This window comes from Actinomadura pelletieri DSM 43383 (assembly GCF_003634705.1).
Lineage (GTDB): Bacteria > Actinomycetota > Actinomycetes > Streptosporangiales > Streptosporangiaceae > Spirillospora > Spirillospora pelletieri.
The window spans coordinates 232616-257349 of sequence record NZ_RBWU01000003.1 but is presented as its reverse complement, the minus strand read 5'-3'; the positions used below and the strand labels follow the sequence as shown (position 1 = coordinate 257349).

Below are 24734 nucleotides of genomic sequence, written 5' to 3'. Positions count from 1 at the left end.
CTTCGGACGGAGCAGGCTCGCGCTCGGTCAGGTCGGCGACAACGGTTCGGTTCACCGACGCGGCGGCGTCCGCGTCCCATTCCGGTCTTCGGCAGGGCGGATAACGGCCCTCCGCGCACAACCCATACGACTTCCATGTCCGTAGCGGAGCCAGCCGACACATGACGAGCAGCACCGAGGCCACCTCGACCACCCCGCAGGTAGCGGTCAACGACATCGGGTCCGAGGAAGCCTTCCTCGCCGCGATCGACGAGACCATCAAGTACTTCAATGACGGCGACATTGTCGAAGGCACTGTCGTCAAGGTCGATCGTGACGAGGTCCTCCTCGACATCGGCTACAAGACCGAGGGGGTCATCCCCTCGCGTGAGCTGTCCATCAAGCACGACGTCGACCCGAACGAGGTCGTGTCCGTCGGGGACCACGTCGAAGCCCTCGTCCTCCAGAAGGAGGACAAGGAGGGACGGCTGATCCTGTCCAAGAAGCGCGCCCAGTACGAGCGCGCCTGGGGCACGATCGAGAAGATCAAGGACGAGGACGGCATCGTCACCGGGACCGTCATCGAGGTCGTCAAGGGCGGTCTCATCCTCGACATCGGGCTGCGCGGCTTCCTGCCCGCCTCGCTGGTCGAGATGCGGCGCGTGCGTGACCTGCAGCCGTATGTGGGACGCGAGCTCGAAGCCAAGATCATCGAGCTGGACAAGAACCGCAACAACGTGGTGCTGTCGCGGCGCGCGTGGCTGGAGCAGACGCAGAGCGAGGTCCGCCAGACCTTCCTCAACACCCTGCAGAAGGGCCAGGTCCGCAAGGGCGTCGTGTCCTCCATCGTCAACTTCGGCGCGTTCGTCGACCTCGGCGGGGTCGACGGGCTGGTGCACGTCTCCGAGCTGTCCTGGAAGCACATCGACCACCCGTCCGAGGTCGTCGAGGTCGGCCAGGAGGTCACGGTCGAGGTCCTGGACGTCGACATGGAGCGCGAGCGGGTCTCGCTGTCGCTGAAGGCGACGCAGGAGGACCCGTGGCAGCAGTTCGCCCGCACCCACCAGATCGGGCAGGTCGTGCCGGGACGCGTCACCAAGCTGGTGCCGTTCGGCGCGTTCGTCCGCGTCGAGGAGGGCATCGAGGGCCTGGTGCACATCTCCGAGCTGGCCGAGCGGCACGTGGAGATCCCCGAGCAGGTCGTCCAGGTCGGCGACGAGATCTTCGTGAAGATCATCGACATCGACCTCGACCGGCGCCGGATCAGCCTGTCGCTCAAGCAGGCCAACGAGGGCGCCGCCGGGATCGAGGAAGAGGACTTCGACCCGACCCTGTACGGCATGCCCGCCGAGTACGACGAGCAGGGCAACTACAAGTACCCCGAGGGCTTCGACGCCGAGACGGGCGAGTGGCTGCCGGGCTTCGACGAGCAGCGGGAGACGTGGGAGCGGCAGTACGCCGAGGCCCGGTCCCGGTTCGACGCGCACCGCAAGCAGATCGAGGAGGCCCGCAAGGCCGAGGCCGAGGCCGGCGGGGAGTCCGCGGGCGGCGGCGGCGGTGGCGGCGGCGAGACCTCCTACTCCGGCGGCGGGGAGAGCGAGTCCGGGGGCGGCGCGCTCGCCACCGACGAGGCGCTCGCCGCGCTGCGGGAGAAGCTGTCCGGAGGCCAGTGACCCCGGGGCCGATCATCGGCCTGTGACGTCCCGAACACGGCCGGAGAACGATCTTGACGGATCGGCCTCCGGCCGTGCTCGGTTGCGCTGTTCTTTTCGGTAGTCTCGCCGTTCCGTCCCGGGAGCACTCGTTCAATTGGCCAGCACAGACGCCGACACCGTCACCGGCGCCAGGACCGGCGGTCCCGCCGAGGGCGCGCCGCCGATCGTTCCGCAGGGCCCCGCGAGACTCGCGCTGATCGCGGTCACCGTCGCGGTGCTCGCGCAGACGCTGCGGTTCTCGCCGCCCCAGCTCGACCACTTCGCCGACGAGGCCGGGACGGCCGCCGCCACACTGGGCGTGCTGGTCGTGTGCCTCGCCGGGTTCGCCGCGCCGCTGATCCGCCGGTACGCCGGCCCCCGGGGGCTGCTGCTGGCAGGGATCGGCGGGCTGTTCGCCGTCCGGCTCCTCGCCCAGGCCATCGAACCGCGGACATGGCTGGCGTTCGCGGGCTCCGCCATCGGCATGATCGCCGTGGCGGCGCTGTACGAGGGCGCCCGCGGCCTGTCCGGTGTCGGGTTCGCCACCGCCACCGTCGCGGGCCTGTCGATCGACACCGCCGTACGAATGTGCTTCGCCACCTGGGACCCGGTGTGGCGGTCCGGCATCGGCCCGTGGGCGGCGTGCCTGGCGTTCGTCGGCGTCGGTGTCGCCGCGCTGTACCGGGAACTGGCGTCCGGGCCGGTCGCCGCGCCCGGGATCTCGTGGCGGGACGCGCTCGGCGCCGCCGCGTTCGGCCCGTTCCTGGCGTTGCAGGTCCTCGTCCTGTCCAGCCCCGCGTTCGTCGCGTCGTCCGGATGGCGGTCGTTGACCGTCGCGCACATCGTGATCGTCGTCGGGCAGGGGCTCGCGCTGGCGTTCCTCGCGTCCGGTCTCGCGGTCCGGGCGGTCCCGGGCGGTGTGTGCGTGCTCGGCGGCACCGTCCTCGGGGTCGGCGCGGGCGCGGTCGCGGGAACGTACGCGATCTCCGGTGTCGAGATCGTGCCCATCGTGATCGTCGGGCAGGTGTTGTCGGCGTGGCTGCTGGCGGTCGCGTGCCGGGCGCCGCTGCGGCGCGCCGGAACCGGTGGCCCGGTGTGGCGGATCGACGCGGGTGCCGCGCTCGGCGGCCTGCTCATCGTCGTCGTTCTCGTCCCGTACCAGGTCAGCGCCGTCTCCCCGCTGCCGTTCCCGAACAACCTGCTGCCCGGCCTCGCCGGGATCCTGCTCGGCGCGCTCGCCGCGATCGCCGCCGCCCGCGGCGGGCCGCTGCCCGCCCGCGCGCCGCTGCGGGCCCTCACCGCCGGGGCCGCCGCGCTCGGCCTCCTCGCCGGGACGCTCGTGTTCACCGTCGCCGCGCCGGACGGCAAGGCCCAGGCGGCGCCCGTCCCCGGACAGGTGCGGGTGCTCAGCTACAACATCCACGACGCGGTCGACCAGTCGGGACGGCTCGACCCGGAGGGCGTCGCCCGCGTCATCGAGGGGCAGCGCGCCCAGGTCGTCCTGCTCCAGGAGGCCGGCCGCGGGTCCCTGCTGTCCGGCACCGCCGACGTCGGCGTGTGGCTGTCGCGGCGCCTCGGCATGACGCTGATCTGGGGCCCGGCCGCCGACGGCCAGTTCGGCAACGCGATCCTCACGTCCCTGCCGGTGCGCAGCTCCGGGACGGGACGGATGTCGCGCGGCGACTGGTCGCAGATCCGCGGCTACGTGTGGGCGCGGCTCGGTGTCGGCGGCACCACGATGGACGTGTGGTCCACGCACCTCGAAGGCGGCGACGACCAGGCCGACGAGCGCGCCCGGTCGATCGCGGTGCTGTTGCGGGCCTGGGGCGGCGCGCCTCGCACGCTGATCGGCGGGGACTTCAACGCCGAGCCCGGCAGTCCCGAGCTGACGGCGCTGACCGAGGGCACCGACCTGCGCAGCGCCGCGATCGGCGACGACTCGTCCCCGACCAGGTCCGACGGCGCCCACGTCGACTGGATCTTCGGGTCGGACGGAATCCTCGTCACCGACTACGACGTGCCCGTCTCCGACGCCTCGGACCACTATCCCGTCGCCGTCACCGTCCGGATCGGCCGCTGACCGGACCCGGCCTCCGCTCCGCCGCTAGGGTCATGGCATGAGCGAACCGACGGTCTCGATCGAACGGGCCGGACCGCAGGACGCGGGGGAGCTGCTGACCGTTCAGCGCGCCGCCTACGTCACGGAGGCGCAACTGTACGGTGACCCGTTCCTCCCTCCGCTGGTCGAGTCGGTCGAGCAGCTCCGGAACGCTCTGGCCGGTGACGCGGTGTTCCTGAAGGCCGTGCTGGACGGACGTGTCGTCGGCGCCGTCCGCGCCCAGTTCAGCGACCACACGTGCCTGATCGGTCGGCTCGTCGTCGTCCCCGACCTGCAGGGCCGGGGCATCGGCGGGCGGCTGCTGGCCGCGCTGGAGGCCGAGGTGGGCGGGCGCGCCGACGCGTGCGTGCTGTTCACCGGCCACCTCAGCGAGACGAACCTGCGCCTGTACCGCCGCCTCGGCTACACCGAGACGCACCGGGAACGGGTCGCGGCGCACCTCACCCTCGTGCACATGCGCAAACCCCTCGTCCCCGTCGAAACCGCCTGACCGTCTAGGGTGGGCCCGTGCTGAAAGTGGGGCTCACGGGTGGGATCGGGTCGGGCAAGAGCGAGGTGGCGCGGCGCCTCGCCGAACACGGCGCCGTCGTCATCGACGCCGACCGGATCGCCCGCGAGGTGGTGGAGCCGGGCACGCCGGGCCTCGCCGCCGTCGTCGCGGAGTTCGGCGCGGACGTGCTGCTGCCGTCCGGCGCCCTCGACAGGGAGAAACTCGGCCGCATCGTGTTCGCCGACCCCGACCGGCTCGCCGCCCTGAACGCGATCGTCCACCCGCTGGTGGCGGAGCGGGCGAAGCAGGTGATGGACGAGGCGCCCGCCGACGCCGTCGTCGTCCACGACGTCCCGCTGCTGACGGAGAACGGCCTCGCGTCCCAGTACGACGAGGTCGTGGTCGTCGACGCCCCCGAGGACGTCCAGCTCGACCGTCTCGTCGCCCGGCGCGGCATGACCGAGGAGGACGCCCGCGCACGCATGTCCGCCCAGGCGTCCCGCGAGGACCGTCGCGCCGTCGCCACCCACGTCATCGACAACTCCGGCTCCCTCGACGCTCTGAAAGCCCAGGTCGACGCCCTCTGGGACGCACTGACCCGCCGGTAGGACGACTGAGGTCGTTATCACGTACCTCGTGTGGTCGTCGTGATGCGTTCCGTGACGAGCGGTGTGGTCGCGTCGCCGTTTTTCGACGTCTCCGTGAGTGAATGATTCTTCGGATGGCTGCGGAATCTTCCTGGGGACATCGAAAATGGTAAAAATGGTCTTTCGGGGACCCCATTGTGTGCGGATATAGGCCTGGACAGAATTTTTGTCGGTGGTGCAATGAGGCCAATCACTCCTGATCATGGAGGTGTTCATGGCTTCCGTAGCGATTCGTCTGTTCATGGGATTGAGCCTGGTCGTGGGCGGTGTCGCGGCGACGGCTCCCGCCGTCGCCGCGAGCACTCCGCCCACGTCGCTGACGGAGATCGAACTCACGGTCACACCCCAGAAGGGCGGCAAGCCCCGTACCGCGACGCTGACCTGCGAACCGGCCGGCGGGACCCATGCCAATGCCGAAGTCGCCTGTGCCGAGCTCGCCATGGTGAACGGGCGCATCAAGGATGTTCCCTGGAGAAAGGGACGGTTGTGCCTTCAGTACTGGGAACCGGTGGACGCGACCGCGACCGGCTATTGGCGGGGCAGGCCGATCGAGCCGTACTTCGGGACCGTCACCAACGACGGTTGCGCCCGGATCCTGCACGGCCACGTCCTGGACTTCTGATGGCCGAACGGCCTCAGAAAGGGGCGTCCAAGGGGAGCCGGTGGACGTCGCGGAGGTAGGGGTCCAGTTCTCCCGGCTCGAAGCGGCACATCCCCACGGCGTACCAGAATTCGGCGGTGACGTTGCCCTCCCACTTGTAGCGGCCGTCCGGGGCCAGCGCGGCCCACCCCTCGGCCAGACCGAGCAGGGTCGCGCGGTGCGTGGGGGGCGCATCCTCCGGGACGTCCCAGAGGATGATGGCGCCGTCGTCGCCCGCCGTGGCCATGAGGGTGCCGTCGGGGCTGAAGGCGACCGACCAGACGCGGCGGGTGTGGCCCGTGAGCGTGTGGAGGGTTTCACCGGTCGACGGATCCCACAGACGGACGACCATGTCGTCGCCCGCCGTGGCGAGGAGCCTGCCGGACGGGTGGAACGCGGTCGTCCACAGGCGGCCGGTGTGGCCGGTGAGGGTGTGGACGGTCTCGCCGGTGGACGGGTCCCAGAGTCGGACGGTGCCGTCGTTACTCGCCGACGCGAGCGTTTCCCCGGACGGTGAGAACGCCACGCGGTAGACGCGGTCGGTGTGGCCGTGGAGGGTGGCCCTGAGTTCGCCCGTGCGCGGGTGCCACAGTCGGACGAGGCCGTCGTCGCAGCCGGTGGCGACCAGGGTGCCGTCCGGCCGGTAATCGATGGAGCGGACACGGCCCCGGTGGTCGGCGAGGTTGACGGTCTCGCGGCCGGTCGTCCAGTACCAGAGTCGGACGGTGTCGTCGTCGTTGGCGGTGGCGAGGACGTCCCCGGCGGGGGAGAAGGCCTGCGCCCACACATGGTCGGTCTCCGCGTTCAGTTCGCGTTCGAACGTGCCGGTCCCGGCCTGCCACAGGTGGACGCCGCCGTCGTTGGTGGCGGTGGCGAGCTGGGAGTCGCGGGTGTTGAACACCGCGGAGGTGAGGTTGTCGGCGACACCGCGCAGTTCACGGATCATCCGGCCGGTGCGCGGGTCCCAGAGCCGGACGAGGCCGTCGTTGCCGCTACTGGCGAGCATCCCGCCGTCCGGGCTGAACGTGACGCCGGTGACGCGGCGGCCGTGGCCGCGCAACACGACGCGGCACTGACCGGTCTCGGCGTCCCAGACGCGGGCCGTTCCGTCGTTGCTGCTGGTGGCGAGTTGGGCGCCGTCGGGGCGGAACGCGAACGGCCACACCGCGCCGCGATGCCCCGCCAGTTCGAGGTGCTGCCCGCCGGTCTCGGGATCCCACAGGCGGACGGACCCGGAACTGTCCGCGGTCGCGAGTCGGCCGCCGTCCGGGCTGAACGTCGCCTGGTAGATGGCGCCGCCGTGGCCCTGGAGGTTCCGGTGGTCGTGCCCGTCCTTCCAGAGGCGGACGGAACCGACGGTGTCGCCGGTGACGAGGATGTGCCCGTCCGGGTGGAAGGCGATGGCGTAGACGCGGCCGGTGTGGCCGCGGAGTTCCCGCCTGATCTCGCCGGTGCGGATGTCCCAGAGCCGGACGGCGCCCGCCTCGTCCCCGGCGGCGAGGAGGGAACCGTCCGGGTGGAACACGGCCCGGTACACGGCGCCGCGATGGCCGGTCAGTTCGCGGCGCAGTTCGCCGGTGGCCGTGTCCCAGACGCGCAGGGTGCCTCCCCTGTCGCCGGTGACCATCAACGGACCGGCGGGGTCGAACACGGCCGTGTAGACGGGCGCGGTGTGTCCGGGCAGTTCGTGCAGGAGGTCGCCGGACGTGGCGTCCCATACGCGCATGGTGCCGTCGGCCGCGCCCGCCGCGACGAGTTCGCCGCCCGACGGGGAGCGTCCCCCGACGACGACCGGCCATACCCCTTCGGGGTGGACGGTGAGCGTGTGCGTGGCGTGGCCCGTGGCGAGGTCCCACAACCGGACGGTGCCGTCCGCGGAGCCGCTCACCAGAAGGTTGCCCCGCGAGTCGAACACCACCGCGTAGGCGCGGTCGGTGTGGCCCTGGAGCGTGCGCAGAGGAGTGCCGGTGACGGCGTCGCAGACCAGGACGCCGCCGTCCTCGCCGCCCACCGCCAGGACGGAGCCGCCCGGACTGTACGCCAGGGGCTGTGGCAGGCGACTGGTCTGGAAGTGGAACCCGTACGGGACGCCCACGGCGGCCGGGCGGACCTGGATGTCGATGGGCCGGCCGGGCGCGATCGCGGCCTCACGCAGTTCCGGCGCGTGCGCGACGCGGTCGGGCAGGACGGCGTCGACCAGGGCCGCGCGCGTCCAGCGGCTGCCCTCGATGGTGACGTCGTGGAGGTCGGCGCGGGCGAGGCGGGCCCGGGACAGGTCCGCGCCGCGCAGGTCGGCGCCCGTCAGCGTGGCCTCGTCGAGGCGCGCCCCGGCCAGGGACGCGTCCCGCAGGACGGCGCGCGACAGGTTGGCGCCGACGAGCTGCGCGTCGGTGAGGTCGGCCCCGGTCAGGTCGACCTCCTGCAGGTCGCGGTAGGACAGGTCCTCGCCCTGGAGGCGGGCGCCGCGCAGGTCGGTGTGCGCGGGGGTGCGCAGCCGGGTCGTGACGCGGATCGCGTTGGCGCGGGCGATGTCGTCGGCGTCGGGGTCGGCGAGGACCCCGGCCGCCCACTCCTGGCAGGCGCGGGTGTCGGCGAGGTCGCAGAGGAAGTCGACGGCGAGCTGGGTCAGCGCGCGGCGGGCCAGCGCGGCGGGCGCCGGGTCGTCGGCGAACTCGTCCGCGATGTGGCGGGCGACCAGCCATTCCATGACCGACGTGTGGATGAACCCGAACAGGCCCTCGTCGGTGCGGACGAGCAGGCTCCCCGCGCCGACGGCATGCGTCACCTGGTGCGGGGACAGGCGTCCCCCGGCCAGACCGGTCAGCGTGTCCGCGACGTCCGCGAGTTCCGCGAGCCGCAGGAACTGTTCGTTGCCCTCCCACAGGCGCAGCGCGAGTGTGCCCACGGCGCGCCACATGTCGTCGACCTTCAGCCCGGACGGGCCGCCCGCGCCGCCGACCCTGTCGGCCTCGTACGAAAGCCACGCCGACAGGATCTCGTGGTACAGGTCGGCGGGGCTGACGGCGCGGCGGGCCCGCGCGACGGCGCGGAGCCGGTCCTCGGGCAGGTCGGCGATGAACGACAGCATCCGCGGGTTGGACGTCAGCGCCAGCAGTTCCTCGATGCCGGACAGCAGGTCCAGCCGCGCCTCCGCGGTGCCCTCGTCCCCGTACCGGTTCACCAGGTACGAGCGGACCTGCGGCGGCGCGAAGTCCTCCAGCCCGAGGACGCGCCGGTGCGGCAGGACGCCCACCTTCTCGCCGAGCGCGGTCAGCACCTGCGCCTGCGACTTGAAGTGCTGCGTGCGGCTCGCCACCACGATCTTCGCCTTGTCCTGGGCGGCCTGGAGGAGCGTGTCGAGGTGGTCGGCGGCCCGGTCGTAGGTCATCCGCGTCACCAGCTCGTCGAACCCGTCGAAGAGCAGCACGATGCGTCCCTGCCGGAGCATGTAGTGGAACGCCTTGAGGTCGATCAGCTCCTCGCCGTGGTTGGCCAGGTGCGCGGCGACGAGGCCGTCCACGGAGTGCGCCTTGTCCAGCGCCCGCAGCTCGATCAGGATCGGGATGACGTGCGGCAACTCCGTGGGGATGCGGCGGGCCAGTTCCCGCAGCGCGAACGTCTTGCCGCGCCCGAAGTCGCCGAGCAGCAGCAGGAACCGGCCGTGGTCGGCGGCCAGGAGACGCAGCATCTCGCCGACCACGTCGTCGAGGACGTCGGTGGTGGAGCCGGCTCCTTCGCCGGACGGGGTTTCCGTTCGGAAACGGTCGAGTTCCCGGTAGCGCTGCGGAACGTACAGGTTCGGCGGGTACAGGCCCCCTGCCGAGAGGCGTCTCGTCTGGGCGGTCACGTACTCGGACAGGTCGACGAGCCCCTGGAACTCGGTGAGGCTGCGCACGCGGATGCCGCGGCGGAGGGCGTCCTCCCGCAGTGACCGCGCCGGGGCCGGGCCCAGGTACACCAGTTCCGACCCGTGGTCGGTGCCGTCGGCGTGGACGTGCCGGACGAACGCGTCCACGTCCGCCTCGGTCACCTGCCCCACGTGGGCGCCGATGCGGTACTGGCGGACGAATCCGTCCTCCAGGTGGGTCAGTAGCAGGTGCGGCGGGTCGGAACGGCCGTCCCCGCGCGGCGGTGGGACGATGCGCCGGATCGTCGCGCGTTCGAAGCGCGTCTCGCACGCCTCGGTCAGCCGGTCGAGCAACTGGGCGGTCGGCTCGGTCACCGGATCGACGACCCTGTCCGATCCCGGGCCGAGTTCCGGTACGGGCGGCGCCGGTGGGATCTCCGCGGCCGGTGGGGGGAACGTTCCGTGCACGCCCGGCCAGGCCACGTCGAGGACCTCCGGGCCGCGCCGTTCGGCGTCCTCGGGGATCCACCGGTCCAGGCCGTCCCGTCGCAGCACGACGATCTGGTGGCGTCCGGGCCCGAGCGCCGGGACGGACGGGACGCCGTTCCCGAGCAGCGGAACGGCGCCGAACTCCGACTCCGTCCCCTGGAAGAACAGGTTGACGTGACCGCCGAGCAGCATCTCGACGGTCTCGGGGTCGCGCAACGCGCCCGGCTCACCGGAGATGGGTGTATGCTCGACCGCCCCCAGCCGGAGCCACCCCTCGTCCTTGAAATGCCGCAGGCGTTCGTTGAACCACGCGGCCTGCGCGCGGCCGACCATCCCGTACCGGTCCGCCTCGCGGTGGGACTGCGGCAGCGTCGAGTTGAGCCCCGCCACGGCGACCCGTAGATCGGGGACGGGGAACAGCGTCCACGGCTGGGCGCTGTCGAAGATGAGCGCGTCGATGCCCTGGTAGAACTCCTTGAACAGCCCCGCGTAGTGCCGCCATTTCGGCCAGTACGGCGGCTGCGGTTCGATGTCGTCGGCCTCGCAGCTTGAGAAGTACGCCTGACACGCCGCCCGGGTCACGTCGTGCGTGCCGGGCACCAGGACGACGCGCTGCGCCTCCAGGCCCAGCAGCGCGCGCAGGCTCGTCAGGAACGACAGCGCCTCGGCGAACTCCCTGCGGCTCCCCGAGTGGGTGAGGTTGCCGGTGACGACGAGCAGGTCGGGGCGTGGCACGCCGGAGTCGGCGAGCCGCGTCACGTCACTCCAGATGCGGTCCTGCAACTCCGCAGCCGTGGTGGGCTCGCCGGGCTCGGCGAGCGTCCGGCCGAACCGCGGGCCCGAGACGTGCAGGACGCTGAGTCGCTCGCGCGGCCCGTCGTCACCGCCCGCGGCCGGGAAGACCGGCGCCGCCACCGGCGCCCGCCGGACGGGCCGCTCCCCGGCCGGGATGTGCTCCGCCGGCCCCTCAGAGCCCTCCAGGCGCCCGGGGAGCGGCGGCCTGGCACTCGGGAGGCTCCGGCCCGGTCCCGGGAAGCCAGGGCCGTTCTCCGGCCGCGCGTGGCCCGCCAGGGCCTCCTCGATGCGCCGCATCAGCAGCCCGCGCGCCTCGTCCGGGTCGTCGATCCCGACCAGGTCCACATAGGTGATCGTGGACAGCAGCCCGTCGATCGGGCAGTCCTCGATCCGGACCGTGACCAGCTTGCGGGCCGGGTCGTCCGGGTCGGCCCGCAGCGCCGCCATCCACTCCAACCGCCCGTACCGGGAGCGCAGGTAGTTGCTCGACAGCACCGCGACGACGGCCTTGGCCTCCGACAGGCCGCGGTCCATGAAGTCGATGAAGTTGGTGCCGGGCACGAAATCCCACGCCTGCATCATCGTCCGGTGCCCCGCGGCCTCCAACTGCCAGGCGATCCAGGACGCCCACCGCTCGTCCGCGGGCGAGTAGCTGATGAAGAAATCGGTGGGACGCTCCTGCCTGGTGTGGCCGCCGGGGGGTGTCATGCCGTCAGTATCGCCCGCGGGACCGTCGAACACAGCGCGAAATGCCGCCCACCGTGTTGTCCACCGTGTTGCCCGCTGTGTTGCCCGCCGTGTTGCCCATCGCGCCACCCGGGGACGCCTTCCTCGGCACCTATGGGATCATTGCGCGCGTGTCACCCCGGATCGAGTTCGCGCACCGTGCGGCGCGCGCGCTGGGCGTTCTCGACTGGATCCGTATCGGCGTCCTCGCCGTCGGTGTCGTGTTCGTCGCCACCGGGCTGCTGCCCGCCGACACGGCGCGTTCCAGCCTCGAACGGGTCGCGCCCCTGCTGCTCTTCCTGTTCAGCGTCATCGTCCTGGCGGAACTCACCAAAGAGGCCGGGGTCTTCGACGCGATCGCGCAGCGGATGGCGCGGGCCGGGCGCGGCAACTATGTCGCGCTGTTCCTGCTCTGCGTGGCGTTCGCGTCGGCCACGACCATCTTCCTGAACCTGGACACGACGGCCGTGCTGCTGACCCCGGTCATGCTGGCGCTCGCGGCGCGCGCGCACATCGCGACCCTGCCGCTGGCGATGACGACGGTGTGGCTCGCCAACACGGCCAGCCTCCTGCTGCCCGTCTCGAATCTGACGAACCTGCTCGCCGCCGACCGGGTCGCGTTGCAGACCCGCGCGTTCGCCGCCCGCATGTGGGCGCCGCAACTGGCGGTCCTGGCCGTCACGATGGCGCTGTTGTGGGTGTTCTACTGGCGGCGGCGGATGCGCGGCGCGGACTCCTACGACCCGCCGGAACCCGCCCCTGTCAAGGACCGTGTGCTGTTCTCCGCGACCGGGCTGGCGTGCCTGGTCTTCATCGGCGCGATTCTCGGGGGCGTGCACACCGGGATCCAGCTCGGCGTCGCCGCGACGGTCGCCGCCGCCGTCGCCGTGGCGGCCTTCGTCGTCCGCGACCGGTCGGCGCTGCGTCCCGCGCTGATCCCGTGGCAGCTGATGGTGTTCGTCACGGGCCTGTTCCTGGTCGTGCCCACGCTCGAACGGTTCGGTCTGGACGACGCCATGCGCGCCCTGGTGGGCGGAGACGACGGCGTCGCGGGGGCGTTCCGGGCCGCGTTCTCAGGTGCCGGACTGTCGAACGTCCTCAACAACCTGCCCGCCTATGTGGCGGGCGAGTCCGCCGTTCCCGCGTCCAACAAGGACCAGCTCCTGTCACTGCTCATCGGCGCGAACGTGGGGCCCGTCATCACGCCGTGGGGATCGCTGGCCACGCTGCTGTGGTTCGAATGGTGCCGCCGCTGGGACGTCCGCGTGCCCATCCGCAAGTTCGTCGTCACCGGGACGGTTCTGGCCGTGGCGGGCTGTGCGGCCGCCGTCCCCACGCTGCTACTGACCGGGTGACGGTTCGCTAGCCGTCCTGGAACTTCTTCGTGGTGGCCAGGAGACGGTCGAGCAGTTCCGGGCGTGCCGCGACGAAACCGAGCTCGGACGCGGGACGGTCGATGCCGAGGCGATACGGCCGCCCGTCCAGGCGCCGGAACTCCGCGCCCGCCTCGGCGGCCAGCAGCGCCCCCGCCGGAAGGTCCACGATCTCGGGCAGGTAGCCGACCATCCCGTCGATGTCGCCGCGCGCCAGCATCGTCCACGCGACCAGCGGCGCCCAGAGCTGGAGCATCCGCGCGCATCGTCCCTCCAGCGCGGACCGGAGGCCCATCGCGACCGGGTCGCCCGCTGAGACCTGATGCCCCTGCGTCCACGCCAGGACGGGGTTGCCCTCGCGTTCCGGCCGGGGACGGCCCGCGAGCCTCAGCGAGGCGCCGTCGGGCCCGACGGCGCCCTCACCCCGCACCGCCGACCACGTCCGTCCCGTCACCGGGTCGTGAACGACGCCCAGTACCGGCTCGGCGCGCGCGCACAACGCCAGGCCCACCGCGTACACCGGCATGCCGATCGCCACGTTGTTGGTGCCGTCGAGCGGATCGACGAGCCACACCATCTCCTCACCCGGCGCGCCGTCGAGGATCCCGGACTCCTCGGCGATGATGCGATGCCCCGGATACGCCGCCCGCAGCCGTCCCAGGATCACCTTCTCGGCGGCCATGTCGAGATCGGTCACCACGTCCCCGGCCGTGCCCTTCGCCCGTACCGTCAGGGGCCCGGCCACACCGGCGCTGAGCAGGGCGCCCGCGGCCTCGGCCGCGTCCACGGCCACACGGCGGGCCGCGGACAGATCGACCGGACGGGCCGACGACGGCGGCAGGGGGCTCATGGGGCCTCTCCAGTCGGATCCGGTGGCCGGCCCGCCGGCGAGCCACAGCGGGCCCCGAACGGCGCCGCCGCGCACGCGCGCGCGGACGCGGGATGCGCGGACGCGGGATGCGCGGACTCGGGATGCGCGGCCGCGATGCGCCGGGCGGAGCGCCGCAGCGCGCGCACGGTGTCGGCCGGGTCGGAGCGCGAGCGGCGCACCCGGTGCGTGGGCGCGTCGAGCGGGCCGAGCGACAGGTCGCCGCCACCGGGCGTCTCGCGCCCGAGCGCGACCGTCGCCGCCTCCAGGCCGCCCTCGATCAGCGTGGTGTGGAACACGCCCGCCGGGAGCGTGTACGAGTCACCGGTGCGATGCGTGCTGGAGCGGCCGGGGGAGTGGCGGACGAGGCGTCCGGTGGCCCGCAGCTCGTCCACGTCGCCCCGGCTGACGACCTCGAAGATCTGCCGTGTCGCCTCTCCGGGAGCCGCCCCTGCCCGGACGTCCATGCGTACGTTCCGGACCGTCCCGTACAGGACGAAGCTGAGCAGGTCCCAGCTGTGGCAGTGCACCGGCGACGTCGTGGACGGCGCCGGACTCACCTCGGGCGTCCAGATGTGCAGGCACACGCCGAGATCTCCGTCGCGCTCCACCGGAAGGCACACGAACCCCAAGGGGTGACGCACGGCCGGGACGGCGGAACGGCCCGCCGCGACGTCGTCCAGGACACGCCCGGCCCATTCCGGCAGCGTCCGCGCCGCCGTTCCCGCGTCGATCTCCCGGCGGATCTCCTCGTACCTCACCCGGTCACCCGTTCACGGTCTCTCGTGGATCAGGGGCTCTGGTGGTTCACGGTCTCTCGTAGGGGTCCTTGGCCCGCAGCGCCTTGCGGATGATCTCGATGACGTCGCGGTCGGTGTAGTGGCGGGCGAGATCGATCCCGATCACCTCGAAGAGCTTGCGGACCTCCTCGACCGTGGGCTCGTCGTCCAGCGGCGCCAGCCTCGCCTGCTCGATGGGGACGCGGCGCGCCTGGTCCAGGCTGGTCTGCAGCTCCGCGCTCACCCAGCTGTAATAGAACTTGGTGCTGTCGACGACCAGCGCCTCACCGCGCGGGTCGTCCCGCGTGACCACGACCCGCGACGCCGCCAGGTCGTAGCGCAGCGTCGTCATCGTCCGTGCCAGGCCGATGTCGATGTCGAGCATCGCGAACCGCTGTTTGTGCCAGCACGCCGCCAGGATCGTGGCGTACGCCTCCTTGCGGGTGCGTTCCAGCGTCCACGGCTCGCCCGTCGCGTCCGGGCCGTCCGACACCGAACGGCGGTGCCGCGCGTACGCCTCGCACACCTCCACGTCGGTGGGGTCGAGGATCTCCAGGCGGAACAGCAGCGTCCGGCGCTCCCGCCGGGCCGTCGCCACGCACTCGGGAAGCGTCCGCGCCCTGATGTAGGTGCCGGTCCCGCCCTTGAAGAACCACCGGTCGGTGTCGCGGCGGGCCTCTTCGAGGACCTGTGCGACCTGCACGCCGTTGATGACGCGGACGACCGTGCTCTCGTCCAGGGCCCGCTTGGTGTCGGACAGGACGTTCTCGAACCCCTCGATGTGCGTGAGCCTGCCGCTCAGATCGTCCAGGGTGGACGACGACGCCCGCAGCGTGTCGCGCACCTCCGCCTCGACGGGGGCGCGGCGCCCGCGGTCGCGGAGCACCGATGTCGCCAGCAGACCGATCACGGCGAGGATCGCGCTGTTGGTGATCTCTGCCTCGTTCTCCAGCTGCACCCCGAGACCGATCACCGCGACCACGATGGCCAGCACGAGCGCGATCACGGCGTCGGCGTTCTTCCCGAGCCAGTTGGCGAAGCGGCCCATGTTCTGTAGTCGTCCCGTCCTCGTCCGGCGGCGTCGTCATCGTAACCACAGCCGCCGGAGCGCGGGATAGTCCCGCGGACGGGACGAAATCGCGTGTCTCGCCGCGCGAACCGCCCCGACGGCGGCCGTCACCCTCCCCACCTGGACGTCCTTGGCCGCCCAACGGTCGCTATAGGCTCGACGCATGCGTGTGCGGGGCTGGTGGTCGACGGCGTGGCCTTCGCCGCGCTCACGGGCGTTCGACGTCCTGATCGCGCTGGCACTCGCCGTGGGCGACGGCACCTTCCTGTGGTTCGCGAAACAGGAGTTCTGGCTTCCGCCGCCCGTCACCGCGGCGAGCAGCGTCCTCATCGGTCTGTCCCTGGTCGTGAGGCGCGTCTACCCCGTCCACCTCACGGTGTTCGTCCTGGTCGTCGGCACTATCACCGGTGGCGGCGCGTTCGCCCCCCTCGTCGTCCTGTACTCGCTCGCCGCGTACACCTCGTCCCGTCGAACCGTTCTGGTGCTCGCGGTCGCCTGCTACGTCGTCCTGCTCGCCTTCCCCGCGCCGACGGCGGGGACGGAGCCGTTCGCCGTGCAGGCGATCTCCGGCATCGCGCTCATCGCCGTCCCGGTCCTGCTCGGCCTGTACATGGGAGCGCGGAAACAGCTCTTGGCGTCCCTCCAGGAACGGGCGGCGCGTCTCGAACGGGAACAGCACCTCCTCGCCGAACGCGCGCGGGGAGAGGAGCGCACCCGCATCGCCCGGGAGATGCACGACGTGGTCGCCAACAGGATCAGCGTCATGGTCGTGCACGCCGGGGCGCTCAAGGCGATCGCCGTCCGCGACCCGTCCCGGGCCGCCGAGACGGCCTCCGTCATCGGTGACATGGGGCGGCAGGCGCTGGAGGAGCTCCGCCACGTCATCGGCGTCCTGCGTCAGGGCGAGGAGGCGCTGCCCCAGGAGGCCGTGACCCTCGCGCACGTCCGCGAACTCGTCGGGCAGTCCGGCGCGGCGGGCCTGCGCGTCGACCTGTCGATCCGCGGGGACGAACGTCCCATGCCCATCGCCGTCGGACGGACGGTCTACCGCCTCGTCCAGGAGGCGCTCACCAACGTCCACAAGCACGCGGGCTCCGCCGACACCCGGGTGGGCCTCGACCTGCTCCCCGAGGCCATCGAGGTGGAGATCGCCAACGATCGGCCCGTCGCCGGACCCGACCACCGGCTGCCGAGCGGCGGGAACGGCCTGGTCGGTCTCCGCGAACGCGTCACCGCCCTCGGCGGCAGTTTCGAGGCCGGCCCCGACGGGGGCGGCTACGCCGTCCGTGCGAGGATCCCGCTTCCCGCGTCCTGACCTGCGTCGATACGGAATGTCGGAGGGTGTGCGTAGTGTTGGGACGCAGCGGGGGACCACCGAACGAAACCGATCATGAGGGAGGGGCGACGAATGCGGCCGATCACTGATCTGCGGCGGCGCGTGGCGCCGTTCGAGGTCGTCACCGAGATGACGCCGTCGGGCGACCAGCCGCAGGCGATCGCCGAACTCGCCGCCCGGGTCGAGGCGGGCGAGAAGGACTCGGTGCTGCTCGGCGCCACCGGCACCGGAAAGACCGCCACGATCGCGTGGCTGGTGGAGAAGGTGCAGCGGCCCGTCCTGGTCATGCAGCCGAACAAGACGCTCGCCGCCCAGTTCGCCAACGAACTCCGCGAGATGATGCCGCACAACGCCGTCGAGTACTTCGTCTCGTACTACGACTACTACCAACCCGAGGCGTACATCCCGCAGACCGACACCTACATCGAGAAGGACTCCTCGATCAACGACGAGGTCGACCGGCTGCGGCACTCGGCGACCAACTCGCTGCTCACCCGCCGCGACACCGTGGTCGTCGCGTCCGTGTCCTGCATCTACGGCCTCGGCACCCCGCAGGAGTACGTCGACCGCATGGTCCGCCTCACCGTCGGGCAGGAGATCGAACGCGACGATCTGCTCCGGCAGCTCGTCGGCATGCAGTACACCCGCAACGACCTGGCGTTCACCCGCGGCACGTTCCGCGTCCGCGGCGACACCATCGAGATCATCCCGCAGTACGAGGAACTCGCCGTCCGCATCGAGATGTTCGGCGACGAGATCGAGAAGCTCGCCACGCTGCATCCGTTGACCGGCGAACTGATCACCGAGGACGAGGAGCTGTACGTCTTCCCCGCCTCCCACTACGTCGCCGGGCCCGAGCGCATGGAGCGGGCCATCGCCGACATCGAGGCCGAACTGGCCGACACCCTCGCCGTGATGGAACGGCAGGGCAAGATGCTGGAGGCGCAGCGCCTGCGGATGCGCACCACCTACGACATCGAGATGATGCGGCAGGTCGGCACCTGCTCCGGGATCGAGAACTACTCCCGGCACATCGACGGCCGAGGCCCCGGCAGCGCCCCCAACACCCTCCTCGACTACTTCCCGGAGGACTTCCTCCTCGTCATCGACGAGTCCCACCAGACCGTCCCGCAGATCGGGGCGATGTACGAGGGCGACGCGTCCCGCAAACGGATGCTCGTCGAGCACGGGTTCCGGCTGCCGTCCGCGATGGACAACCGTCCCCTCAAGTGGGAGGAGTTCCTCGACCGCATCGGCCAGACCGTCTACCTGTCCGCGACGCCCGGCTCCTACGAGATGAACCGCGTCAAGGGCGACGTCGTCGAGCAGGTCATCCGCCCCACCGGCCTCATCGACCCCGAGATCGTCGTGAAGCCGACCAAGGGCCAGATCGACGACCTCATCCACGAGATCCGCGAACGCGCCGACCGGGACGAGCGCGTCCTGGTCACCACCCTGACCAAGAAGATGGCCGAGGACCTCACCGACTACCTCCTCGAACTCGGCATCCAGGTCCGCTACCTGCACAGCGAGGTCGACACGCTGCGCCGCATCGAGCTGCTCCGCGAGCTGCGCGCCGGCGAGTTCGACGTCCTGGTCGGCATCAACCTGCTCCGCGAGGGCCTCGACCTGCCCGAGGTGTCCCTGGTCGCGATCCTGGACGCCGACAAGGAGGGCTTCCTGCGCTCCGAGACCTCGCTGATCCAGACGATCGGCCGCGCGGCCCGCAACGTGTCCGGCCAGGTCCACATGTACGCCGACACGGTCACGCCGTCCATGGAACGCGCGATCGAGGAGACCAACCGCCGCCGCGCCAAGCAGCAGGCCTACAACGCCGAGCACGGCATCGAGCCGCGGGCGCTCCGCAAGCGCATCGCCGACATCCTCGACTCCCTCGCCCGTGAGGACGCCGACACCGAGACCCTCATCGGCGGCGCCGGACGCCAGCAGAGCCGCGGCAAGGCCCCCGTCCCCGGCCTGGCCTCCCGCTCGGCGCGCGGCGGCGAGGTCGGCCGCCACGCCGCCGACCTCGTCGGCGAACGCCCCCGCGAGGAGCTGGAGGCCCTGATCGAGCAGATGACCGCCCAGATGCACCAGGCCGCCGCCGACCTCCAGTTCGAACTCGCCGCCCGCCTTCGCGACGAGGTCAAGGAACTCAAACGCGAACTCCGCGAAATGAAGGAGGCCGGCGTCAAATGACCACCGGCCAAGACCGCTGACCTGACCGAATCGGGGAAAGCGCCCAGCAAGGCACGCACACGGGCCGCCTCGAAAGCGGACCAGGCCGCGTCCATGCCCGGGGGGGTACTTCAAAAACCCCGCCGGTCACGCGATCGAGCTGATCACCCGCCCGTACCTGTAACCGGGACAATGCCTGGTCGGGCCGTCGAAACGGCGCCCGACCAGGCACCTCCGGGGCGCTACGTTGATCAGGCGGCTTGGCCCCGCCCTTCGTGCCGTCGACGCGAGACAGCACGTCGAGTAGTCGGCCATCGTTGGCCTGCGCCGCCAGGCCGGAGGCTCACTCCTCGGCCTCCGGCCGATTGGCCGGAGCTTCACGAGAGCGGCGTCCGCGTCCGCCGGAGGTAGTAAGCGACGGTCGCGACGGCCAGCAGCGGCCCCCAGAGCACCAGCGGGCCGTAGGACACGACGAACAGACCGAGCCTCCATCCTTCGAGATGGACCGTGCCACCGTCCGGCGCGGAGAACTCGTCGAACCCGGGCACCGACGCAAGGGACCCAACCGTCAGTACGGCGGCGCCCAAACCCGCGGGAATCACGGCCGTCGGCGTCGGCACCCGGCGTCCACGCAGCAGCGGGACCCACCGGGGGAACACTTCGCCCCACTGGCTTACCAGCCCGACCGCCAGGAAGGCCAACGCCTCGCTGACGATGCTCAACAGAAGCGTGTAGGCCCACACCGGCACCCAACCGGGCAGGTCCCCGCTCATGTCACCGGTGTCACCCGTGAACGGACCGATCGGAGCGCCGAACCCGAGCGCGATCCGCCAGAGACAGGACGGCAGCACGATGAGGCTCGCGGCATAGGCCGCGATCACCGCCCACCGAGGCGCGTCCTCAACCGTCCGCCCATGCACCCGCCGCACGATCGCCACGAGGTTGTTCGTCACTGCGCCGACCCTTCGTTCTGTGCTGTTCCGGGCCCGTGAGGGGGCCGGGAGGATGTCAGGGCGGTGGGGTCGGTGGTGTTGGCCTTCATCAGTGTTCGTCGAGGGGCGTTTTCGATCGTTCGTCCATGCGCCCGCCGCACGATCGCCACGAGGTTGTTCGTCACTGCGCCGACCCTTCGTTCTGTGCTGTTCCGGGCCCGTGAGGGGGCCGGGAGAATGTCGGTGGTGTTGGCCTTCATCAGTGTCCGTCGAGGGGCGTTTTCGATCGTTCGTCCATGCGCCCGCCGCACGATCGCCACGAGGTTGTTCTTCACTGCGGAAGCCCTTCGTTTTGAGTCGGTCAAGGCCAGTGAAGGGCTCGGGGGTGGTGTCTGGCCTCCCTCGTGCGTGGGATCCGTCTCCCCTGTGTGGGTGAATACGGTGTGTCCGTGGGGTGGGGACGGAAGGGTGCGCGAGCCTGGGCGTCTGAGTCGCCTTACGGGTGGGGACGGTCCGCCGCGGACGACTTACGATCATGGGGTGGAGTACGGGGTTCGGATGGCGCGTCCGGTGGATCTGTCGGGGCTGTCGGCGATCGAGCACTCCGGCGACGCGATGTTCGCCGCGGTCGGAATCGTGTTCCCGCCCGGTCCGGCCGTGGTGGACGACATGGTCGACAAGGGTGGAGAGATCTTGGTGGCCGGGGATCCGCCGGTGGGCTTCGCGGCGGTGGACGAGGTCGACGGGGCGGTGCATCTGGAGCAGATCTCGGTGCGCGCCGACCTGGTCGGCCGGGGGATCGGCACCCGGCTGTTGGACGCGGTCAAGGCGAGGGCTGCGGGCGCGCCGGGGGTGAGTCTGCTGACGTTCCGGGACGTCCCGTGGAACGGGCCCTGGTACGCCCGGCACGGATTCGCCGAACTGCCCGCGGAGCGGTGGGGTCCGGGGATCCGGGCGCACTGGGACGCCGAGATCAAGGCCGGGCTGCATGAATTGGGGGTGCGGGTCGTGATGTGGGCGCCCACTGACAACGGGAAAAGATCTACAATGTAAAGGGCGGAACCGGTGCGGCGTTTCGGGCGTCTCGCTCTTGGACGCGAAGGAGGACGATGCATAACCCGGTGACGTGGGTTCGAGGCCGCCTCGGTGAGCGTGGGCTCGGCGTCGCCCTGCTCGTGGGGTTGCTGGCGCTGGCCGTCGTGCCGCTCGCGGTGTTGCCGGCGACGCGGTGCGAGGTGTTCGGCGGCGGCTGTCCCGAGCCTGTGCCGGAGGTGCGCGCCGATCCGGTCGTGGCCAGGAAGGCGCCCACGCCGGTCGAAGCGGCGACGCGGGGGGCGTACGTGGCGCTCGGTGACTCGTACTCGGCGGGGCTCGGCGCGGAGGCGAGCGTGGCGGACAAGAACCCGCTCGACCGGTGTCACCGCACGTCGAAGGCGTACTACCACGAGGTCTCGCGGGCGTTCCGGTTCGCGGGGGGCAGCGCGTTCTGGGCCTGCTCCGGTGCCACCATCCCCGACTTCCTGAAGGGGCGGGGCGGGGAGCCCGCGCAGCTCGGACGCATCGGCCCCGAGACGAGCCTGGTCACCCTGAGCATCGGCGGCAACGATGTCGGGTTCTCCCGGGTCCTGGCGGGCTGCGTCATCAAACTGCCGTGGAGCAAGAGCTGTATCCGGCAGGGCGAGGACGTCGCCGAACGGATGGCCGTGCTCCGGCGGACCCTGCCCGATCTGATCGGACAGATCACCGCGCGGGCCCCGCGGGCACGGGTGATCCTCATGGGTTATCCGAAGGCGTTCTCCGAGGTCGACGGCGTGGACGGCGACAACATCACCGTGGCCGACCAGCGTTGGCTGAACGCGCGGGCGTATGACCTCGGCCGGTTGATCCGCCAGTCGGCCGAGGAGGCCGACGCGCGGATCGCCGCCCGGCGCGGCCAGGGCAGTGTGGAGTTCGTCGACGCCTACAGCGCGTTCGCGGGGCACGAGGTCGGCAGCAGGGACGCCTACATGAACGGTCTGCTGGTGAACCTGCCCGCGTTCGTGGCGGAGCCGCGCAGCTACCACCCGACCATCGCCGGGCAGCAGGCCCTGGCCCGGCTGTTCGTCGAGCAGGTCAAGAAGGGGCCGGGTCGCCCGCTCTCCTAATGGTGCACGCGGTTCGTAGGGTGGAGGGCGGAAGTCCCGTCGATCCGAGGGGGGACCGATGGCCGTCACCATGGCGCTCGCCGGGGACACCATGCTCGGACGCGGCGTGGCGGAGGAGATCGCCGCGTTCGGCCCGCGCGGGCTCTTCTCCAGGGGCGTGCGCGACGTGTTCGCCGAGGCCGACCTCGCCGTGTTGAATCTGGAGTGCTGCGTGTCCGTCCGGGGCCGCCGGTGGGAGGCGCCGGGCAAACCCTTCCATTTCCGGGCGCCTCCGGTGGCGGTGGAGGCGCTCACCGACCTTGGCGTGGACTGTGTGACGCTTGCCAACAACCACGCGCTCGACTACGGCCCGGACGCACTGGACGACACGCTCGACCATCTGGACCGGGCGGGTGTGCGGAGCGTCGGCGCCGGACCGGACGAGGAGGCGGCGCGGCGGAGCGTCGTCCTGGAGGCCGGGGGAGTGCGGGTCGCGGTGGTGGGCGTCACCGATCACCCGTCCGACTTCGCCGCGGGGCCGGGGCGTCCGGGTGTCGCGTTCGTCGAGTTGGAGCGGGGAGTGCCCGACGATCTGGTGGAGCGGGTCCGGCGGCTCCGCGCGGGCAACGATGTCGTGCTCGTCCTGCCGCACTGGGGCCCGAACATGACGTGGGAGCCGCTCCGCCATGTGCGGCGCGCGGCGCGGACGCTGCTGGACGCGGGCGCGACGCTCGTCGCGGGGAGTTCGGCGCACGTCTTCCACGGCGTGGCCTGGCCGGTCATCTTCGACATGGGCGACTTCATCGACGACTACGCCGTGGACGAGGTCCTCCGCAACGACCTCGGGCTGCTGTTCCTGGTCACGCTGGACCGGGCGGGCCCGTCCCGGATCGAGGCGGTGCCGTTGCGCCTCGACCACTGCCACACCCGCCTGGCCGAAGGCGCCGACCACCGGTGGATCGCCGAACGCTTCACCCGCGCGTGCGCGGCGTTCGGCACGAACGTCGACGCGCGTGGCGACCGGTTGGTCATCGACGCGCCCGTCTGACCGGGGTCGTCACAGGGGATCGCCGAGCGGCCCGTACTCGTCGACGAGGGCTTCGGCCCAGTGGGCGGCGAAGTCGGGCTGCGTGCCGTCCAGGTCGGTGAACCCGTACTCCTTGTAGAGGCCCCAGGTGGCGAGGGCCCGGCCGGTCTTGGCCATGACGTCGGGGTCGGCGGCGAGGGCGGCGACTGCCCGGCCGAGGTAGGCGGGGGTCTCGGAGTAGGCGAAGTGCGGGTCCTCGGTGACGGCGTCCCGCCAGGTGTCCTCGGTGACGCCGAAGTGGTCCAGGACGGCCTCCGACCGCAGGAACCCGGGGGTGAGGGCGACGGCCGCGACGCCGTGGGGCTTCAGTTCCGCGGCCTGGGCCACGGCCAGCCGGATCACCGTCGACTTGGCCAGGTCGTAGAAGAACGAGCCCCGGTAGCGGGCGGTGTTCCCGTCCGTCACCTCGACCACCAGTCCCCGGCCCCGCGCGACCATCAGCGGCAGGGCGAACCGGCTGGTGATCACGTGGGTGTCCACCGCCTGCCGCAGGAGCCGGAACCCGTCGTCGAGGTCCTGTTCCCACAGCGGATGCGTCCAGTCGGTGAGCGGGTCGCCGCCCCAGACGGAGTTGACGAGCACGTCGAGACGCCCGTCGCGCTCCGCCGCGATCCGGTCGACGAGTGCGCGGACCTCGTCCGGACGGCTGTGGTCGGTGCGGACGGCGATGCCCTCCCCGCCCGCGGCGGTGACGAGTTCGGCGGTCTCCTCGATGGTCTCCGGCCGTCCGAGGTGGGAGCGGCGCGAGCCGCTGCTGCGGCCCGTGACGTACACGGTCGCGCCCGCGGCCCCGAGCTGGACGGCGATGCCCCGTCCGCCGCCTCGGGTGCCGCCCGCGACCAGGGCCACGGCGTCGCTCAGCGGTCCTTTCCGCATGGTCATGTCCTCCTCCGGGTGTGGGGCGCCAGTACGGTGTCGATCTGTTCCCGGAGCCGTTCGGGGAGCGTGCCCCGGCGGTCGAGCGCCCAGGTGAGCCCGGCTCCGGCGATGGCGGTCTGGACGGTCCCGGCGAGGGCCGTGGTGTCCGTTCCGTCCCGTAGCTCACCGGTGGACACCGCCGCCCGCAGCAGCGTCTCGATGGCCCGCCCGCGGGTCTGGTGGACGGCCAGCGCGTGTTCGTGCAGCTCCGGGTCGGTGAGGTCCATGCACAGGAACGCCAGATGGTTGGCGTAGGTCTGCGGAGTGCTGACGTCCGCCATCGAATCGACGGCGAGCGTTCGCAGTGCGGCCAGGGGCGACTCGTGCCTCTCGCGCACCCGCTCGTGCAGCGTGCCCGCGTCCTGGACGGCCCGGACGGCCAGCGCCAGGAGCAGCCCGCGCTTGGACCCGAACCGCTGGACGAGCGTGCCCGGCACCAGCCCCACCTCGTCGGCCACCGCCGCGAGCGTGAGCCCGGCCGGGCCCACGCGCCCGATCACCTCGACCGCCGCCCGCAGGATCACCGAGTCGTCGACCCCGCGTGGCCGCCCCGCCATCGACCCTCCCACATTAATAAATGAACGTACATTTACTAATAGCCTAACACGCTCCCACCGTCGGGAACGCGGACCGCCCGCGCCCCCG

General features: G+C 71.5%; 18 protein-coding genes. 11 read left to right on the top strand and 7 right to left on the bottom strand.

Features of this window, described 5'->3' with window-relative positions; genetic code table 11:
• The first annotated feature begins 161 nt into the window (after window positions 1-161).
• The 5 genes from rpsA to BZB76_RS14340 all read left to right on the top strand — a co-directional run bounded on the left by rpsA (window position 162) and on the right by BZB76_RS14340 (window position 5551).
• A complete protein-coding gene (rpsA, locus tag BZB76_RS14360) occupies window positions 162-1652 on the top strand; it encodes a 30S ribosomal protein S1 (RefSeq protein ID WP_121434874.1) in 1491 nt (496 codons plus the stop codon).
• 136 nt (window positions 1653-1788) lie between these two features.
• Window positions 1789-3753: an endonuclease/exonuclease/phosphatase family protein gene (locus BZB76_RS14355; RefSeq protein WP_246006948.1), complete on the top strand. Its 1965-nt coding sequence runs from the start codon at window positions 1789-1791 to the stop codon at window positions 3751-3753.
• Window positions 3754-3790: 37 nt separating this feature from the next.
• Entirely contained in the window at window positions 3791-4282 is a 492-nt protein-coding gene (locus tag BZB76_RS14350) for a GNAT family N-acetyltransferase (RefSeq protein ID WP_121434873.1), read from the top strand.
• A 17-nt stretch (window positions 4283-4299) separates the two neighbouring features.
• Window positions 4300-4890, top strand: coding sequence for a dephospho-CoA kinase (gene coaE, locus BZB76_RS14345; RefSeq protein WP_121434872.1), 591 nt, complete (start codon window positions 4300-4302; stop codon window positions 4888-4890).
• 241 nt (window positions 4891-5131) lie between these two features.
• On the top strand, window positions 5132-5551 hold the full coding sequence (locus BZB76_RS14340) for an SSI family serine proteinase inhibitor (RefSeq protein WP_121434871.1): 420 nt from the start codon (window positions 5132-5134) through the stop codon (window positions 5549-5551).
• A gap of 13 nt (window positions 5552-5564) precedes the next feature.
• Here BZB76_RS14340 and BZB76_RS14335 read toward each other — a convergent pair whose 3' ends face one another.
• Window positions 5565-11408: a WD40 domain-containing protein gene (locus BZB76_RS14335; protein ID WP_121434870.1), complete on the bottom strand. Its 5844-nt coding sequence runs from the start codon at window positions 11406-11408 to the stop codon at window positions 5565-5567.
• A 149-nt stretch (window positions 11409-11557) separates the two neighbouring features.
• Between BZB76_RS14335 and BZB76_RS14330 the strand changes: the two genes are divergently transcribed.
• The gene (locus BZB76_RS14330; RefSeq protein ID WP_246006947.1) at window positions 11558-12781 is read left to right on the top strand and encodes an ArsB/NhaD family transporter; all 1224 of its coding nucleotides are present in this window, start codon (window positions 11558-11560) and stop codon (window positions 12779-12781) included.
• 7 nt (window positions 12782-12788) lie between these two features.
• Here BZB76_RS14330 and BZB76_RS14325 read toward each other — a convergent pair whose 3' ends face one another.
• From BZB76_RS14325 to BZB76_RS14315, 3 genes are read right to left on the bottom strand one after another with little or no spacing between them, the layout of a single operon-like run.
• Window positions 12789-13649 (bottom strand): inositol monophosphatase family protein, encoded by an 861-nt coding sequence (locus BZB76_RS14325; RefSeq protein ID WP_121434868.1) that lies wholly within the window; start codon window positions 13647-13649, stop codon window positions 12789-12791.
• Window positions 13646-14428 carry a hypothetical protein gene (locus BZB76_RS14320; protein ID WP_211343014.1) on the bottom strand — a complete coding sequence of 261 codons (783 nt, stop codon included), beginning with the start codon at window positions 14426-14428 and terminating at the stop codon, window positions 13646-13648. Before BZB76_RS14320 ends, BZB76_RS14325 begins: the two co-directional genes overlap by 4 nt.
• 46 nt (window positions 14429-14474) lie before the next feature.
• Window positions 14475-15494 (bottom strand): hypothetical protein, encoded by a 1020-nt coding sequence (locus BZB76_RS14315; RefSeq protein ID WP_121434867.1) that lies wholly within the window; start codon window positions 15492-15494, stop codon window positions 14475-14477.
• A gap of 184 nt (window positions 15495-15678) precedes the next feature.
• On the opposite strand from BZB76_RS14315, the gene BZB76_RS14310 reads away from it, so the two are divergent.
• The gene (locus tag BZB76_RS14310) at window positions 15679-16830 is read left to right on the top strand and encodes a sensor histidine kinase (protein WP_121434866.1); all 1152 of its coding nucleotides are present in this window, start codon (window positions 15679-15681) and stop codon (window positions 16828-16830) included.
• A gap of 93 nt (window positions 16831-16923) precedes the next feature.
• Window positions 16924-19050 (top strand): excinuclease ABC subunit UvrB, encoded by a 2127-nt coding sequence (gene uvrB / locus BZB76_RS14305; protein WP_121434865.1) that lies wholly within the window; start codon window positions 16924-16926, stop codon window positions 19048-19050.
• Between the two features lie 356 nt (window positions 19051-19406).
• Here the strand turns inward: uvrB and BZB76_RS14300 are convergent, their stop codons facing one another.
• On the bottom strand, window positions 19407-19982 hold the full coding sequence (locus tag BZB76_RS14300) for a hypothetical protein (RefSeq protein WP_246006946.1): 576 nt from the start codon (window positions 19980-19982) through the stop codon (window positions 19407-19409).
• 519 nt (window positions 19983-20501) lie between these two features.
• Here BZB76_RS14300 and BZB76_RS14295 point away from each other — a divergent pair.
• Genes BZB76_RS14295 through BZB76_RS14285 form a run of 3 tightly spaced genes read left to right on the top strand, consistent with a single transcriptional unit; the run spans window position 20502 to window position 23132 of the window.
• Window positions 20502-21014: a GNAT family N-acetyltransferase gene (locus BZB76_RS14295; RefSeq protein ID WP_246006945.1), complete on the top strand. Its 513-nt coding sequence runs from the start codon at window positions 20502-20504 to the stop codon at window positions 21012-21014.
• 56 nt (window positions 21015-21070) lie between these two features.
• The gene (locus BZB76_RS14290) at window positions 21071-22105 is read left to right on the top strand and encodes an SGNH/GDSL hydrolase family protein (RefSeq protein WP_121434863.1); all 1035 of its coding nucleotides are present in this window, start codon (window positions 21071-21073) and stop codon (window positions 22103-22105) included.
• A gap of 58 nt (window positions 22106-22163) precedes the next feature.
• On the top strand, window positions 22164-23132 hold the full coding sequence (locus BZB76_RS14285) for a CapA family protein (RefSeq protein ID WP_121434862.1): 969 nt from the start codon (window positions 22164-22166) through the stop codon (window positions 23130-23132).
• A 9-nt stretch (window positions 23133-23141) separates the two neighbouring features.
• Here the strand turns inward: BZB76_RS14285 and BZB76_RS14280 are convergent, their stop codons facing one another.
• The gene (locus BZB76_RS14280; protein ID WP_121434861.1) at window positions 23142-24053 is read right to left on the bottom strand and encodes an SDR family oxidoreductase; all 912 of its coding nucleotides are present in this window, start codon (window positions 24051-24053) and stop codon (window positions 23142-23144) included.
• Window positions 24050-24646: a TetR/AcrR family transcriptional regulator gene (locus BZB76_RS14275; RefSeq protein ID WP_121434860.1), complete on the bottom strand. Its 597-nt coding sequence runs from the start codon at window positions 24644-24646 to the stop codon at window positions 24050-24052. Before BZB76_RS14275 ends, BZB76_RS14280 begins: the two co-directional genes overlap by 4 nt.
• Window positions 24647-24734 lie beyond the last annotated feature (88 nt).

Bases quoted from the DNA above. Each gene is read 5' to 3' on its own strand.
- BZB76_RS14335 (WP_121434870.1), bottom strand. From the start codon at position 11,408: ATGACACCCCCCGGCGGCCACACCAGGCAGGAGCGTCCCACCGATTTC.
- BZB76_RS14315 (WP_121434867.1), bottom strand. From the start codon at position 15,494: ATGGGCCGCTTCGCCAACTGGCTCGGGAAGAACGCCGACGCCGTGATC.
- BZB76_RS14350 (WP_121434873.1), top strand. From the start codon at position 3,791: ATGAGCGAACCGACGGTCTCGATCGAACGGGCCGGACCGCAGGACGCG.
- BZB76_RS14340 (WP_121434871.1), top strand. From the start codon at position 5,132: ATGGAGGTGTTCATGGCTTCCGTAGCGATTCGTCTGTTCATGGGATTG.
- BZB76_RS14280 (WP_121434861.1), bottom strand. From the start codon at position 24,053: ATGACCATGCGGAAAGGACCGCTGAGCGACGCCGTGGCCCTGGTCGCG.
- BZB76_RS14310 (WP_121434866.1), top strand. From the start codon at position 15,679: ATGCGTGTGCGGGGCTGGTGGTCGACGGCGTGGCCTTCGCCGCGCTCA.
- rpsA (WP_121434874.1), top strand. From the start codon at position 162: ATGACGAGCAGCACCGAGGCCACCTCGACCACCCCGCAGGTAGCGGTC.
- BZB76_RS14325 (WP_121434868.1), bottom strand. From the start codon at position 13,649: ATGAGCCCCCTGCCGCCGTCGTCGGCCCGTCCGGTCGATCTGTCCGCG.
- uvrB (WP_121434865.1), top strand. From the start codon at position 16,924: ATGCGGCCGATCACTGATCTGCGGCGGCGCGTGGCGCCGTTCGAGGTC.
- BZB76_RS14285 (WP_121434862.1), top strand. From the start codon at position 22,164: ATGGCCGTCACCATGGCGCTCGCCGGGGACACCATGCTCGGACGCGGC.
- BZB76_RS14275 (WP_121434860.1), bottom strand. From the start codon at position 24,646: ATGGCGGGGCGGCCACGCGGGGTCGACGACTCGGTGATCCTGCGGGCG.
- BZB76_RS14290 (WP_121434863.1), top strand. From the start codon at position 21,071: ATGCATAACCCGGTGACGTGGGTTCGAGGCCGCCTCGGTGAGCGTGGG.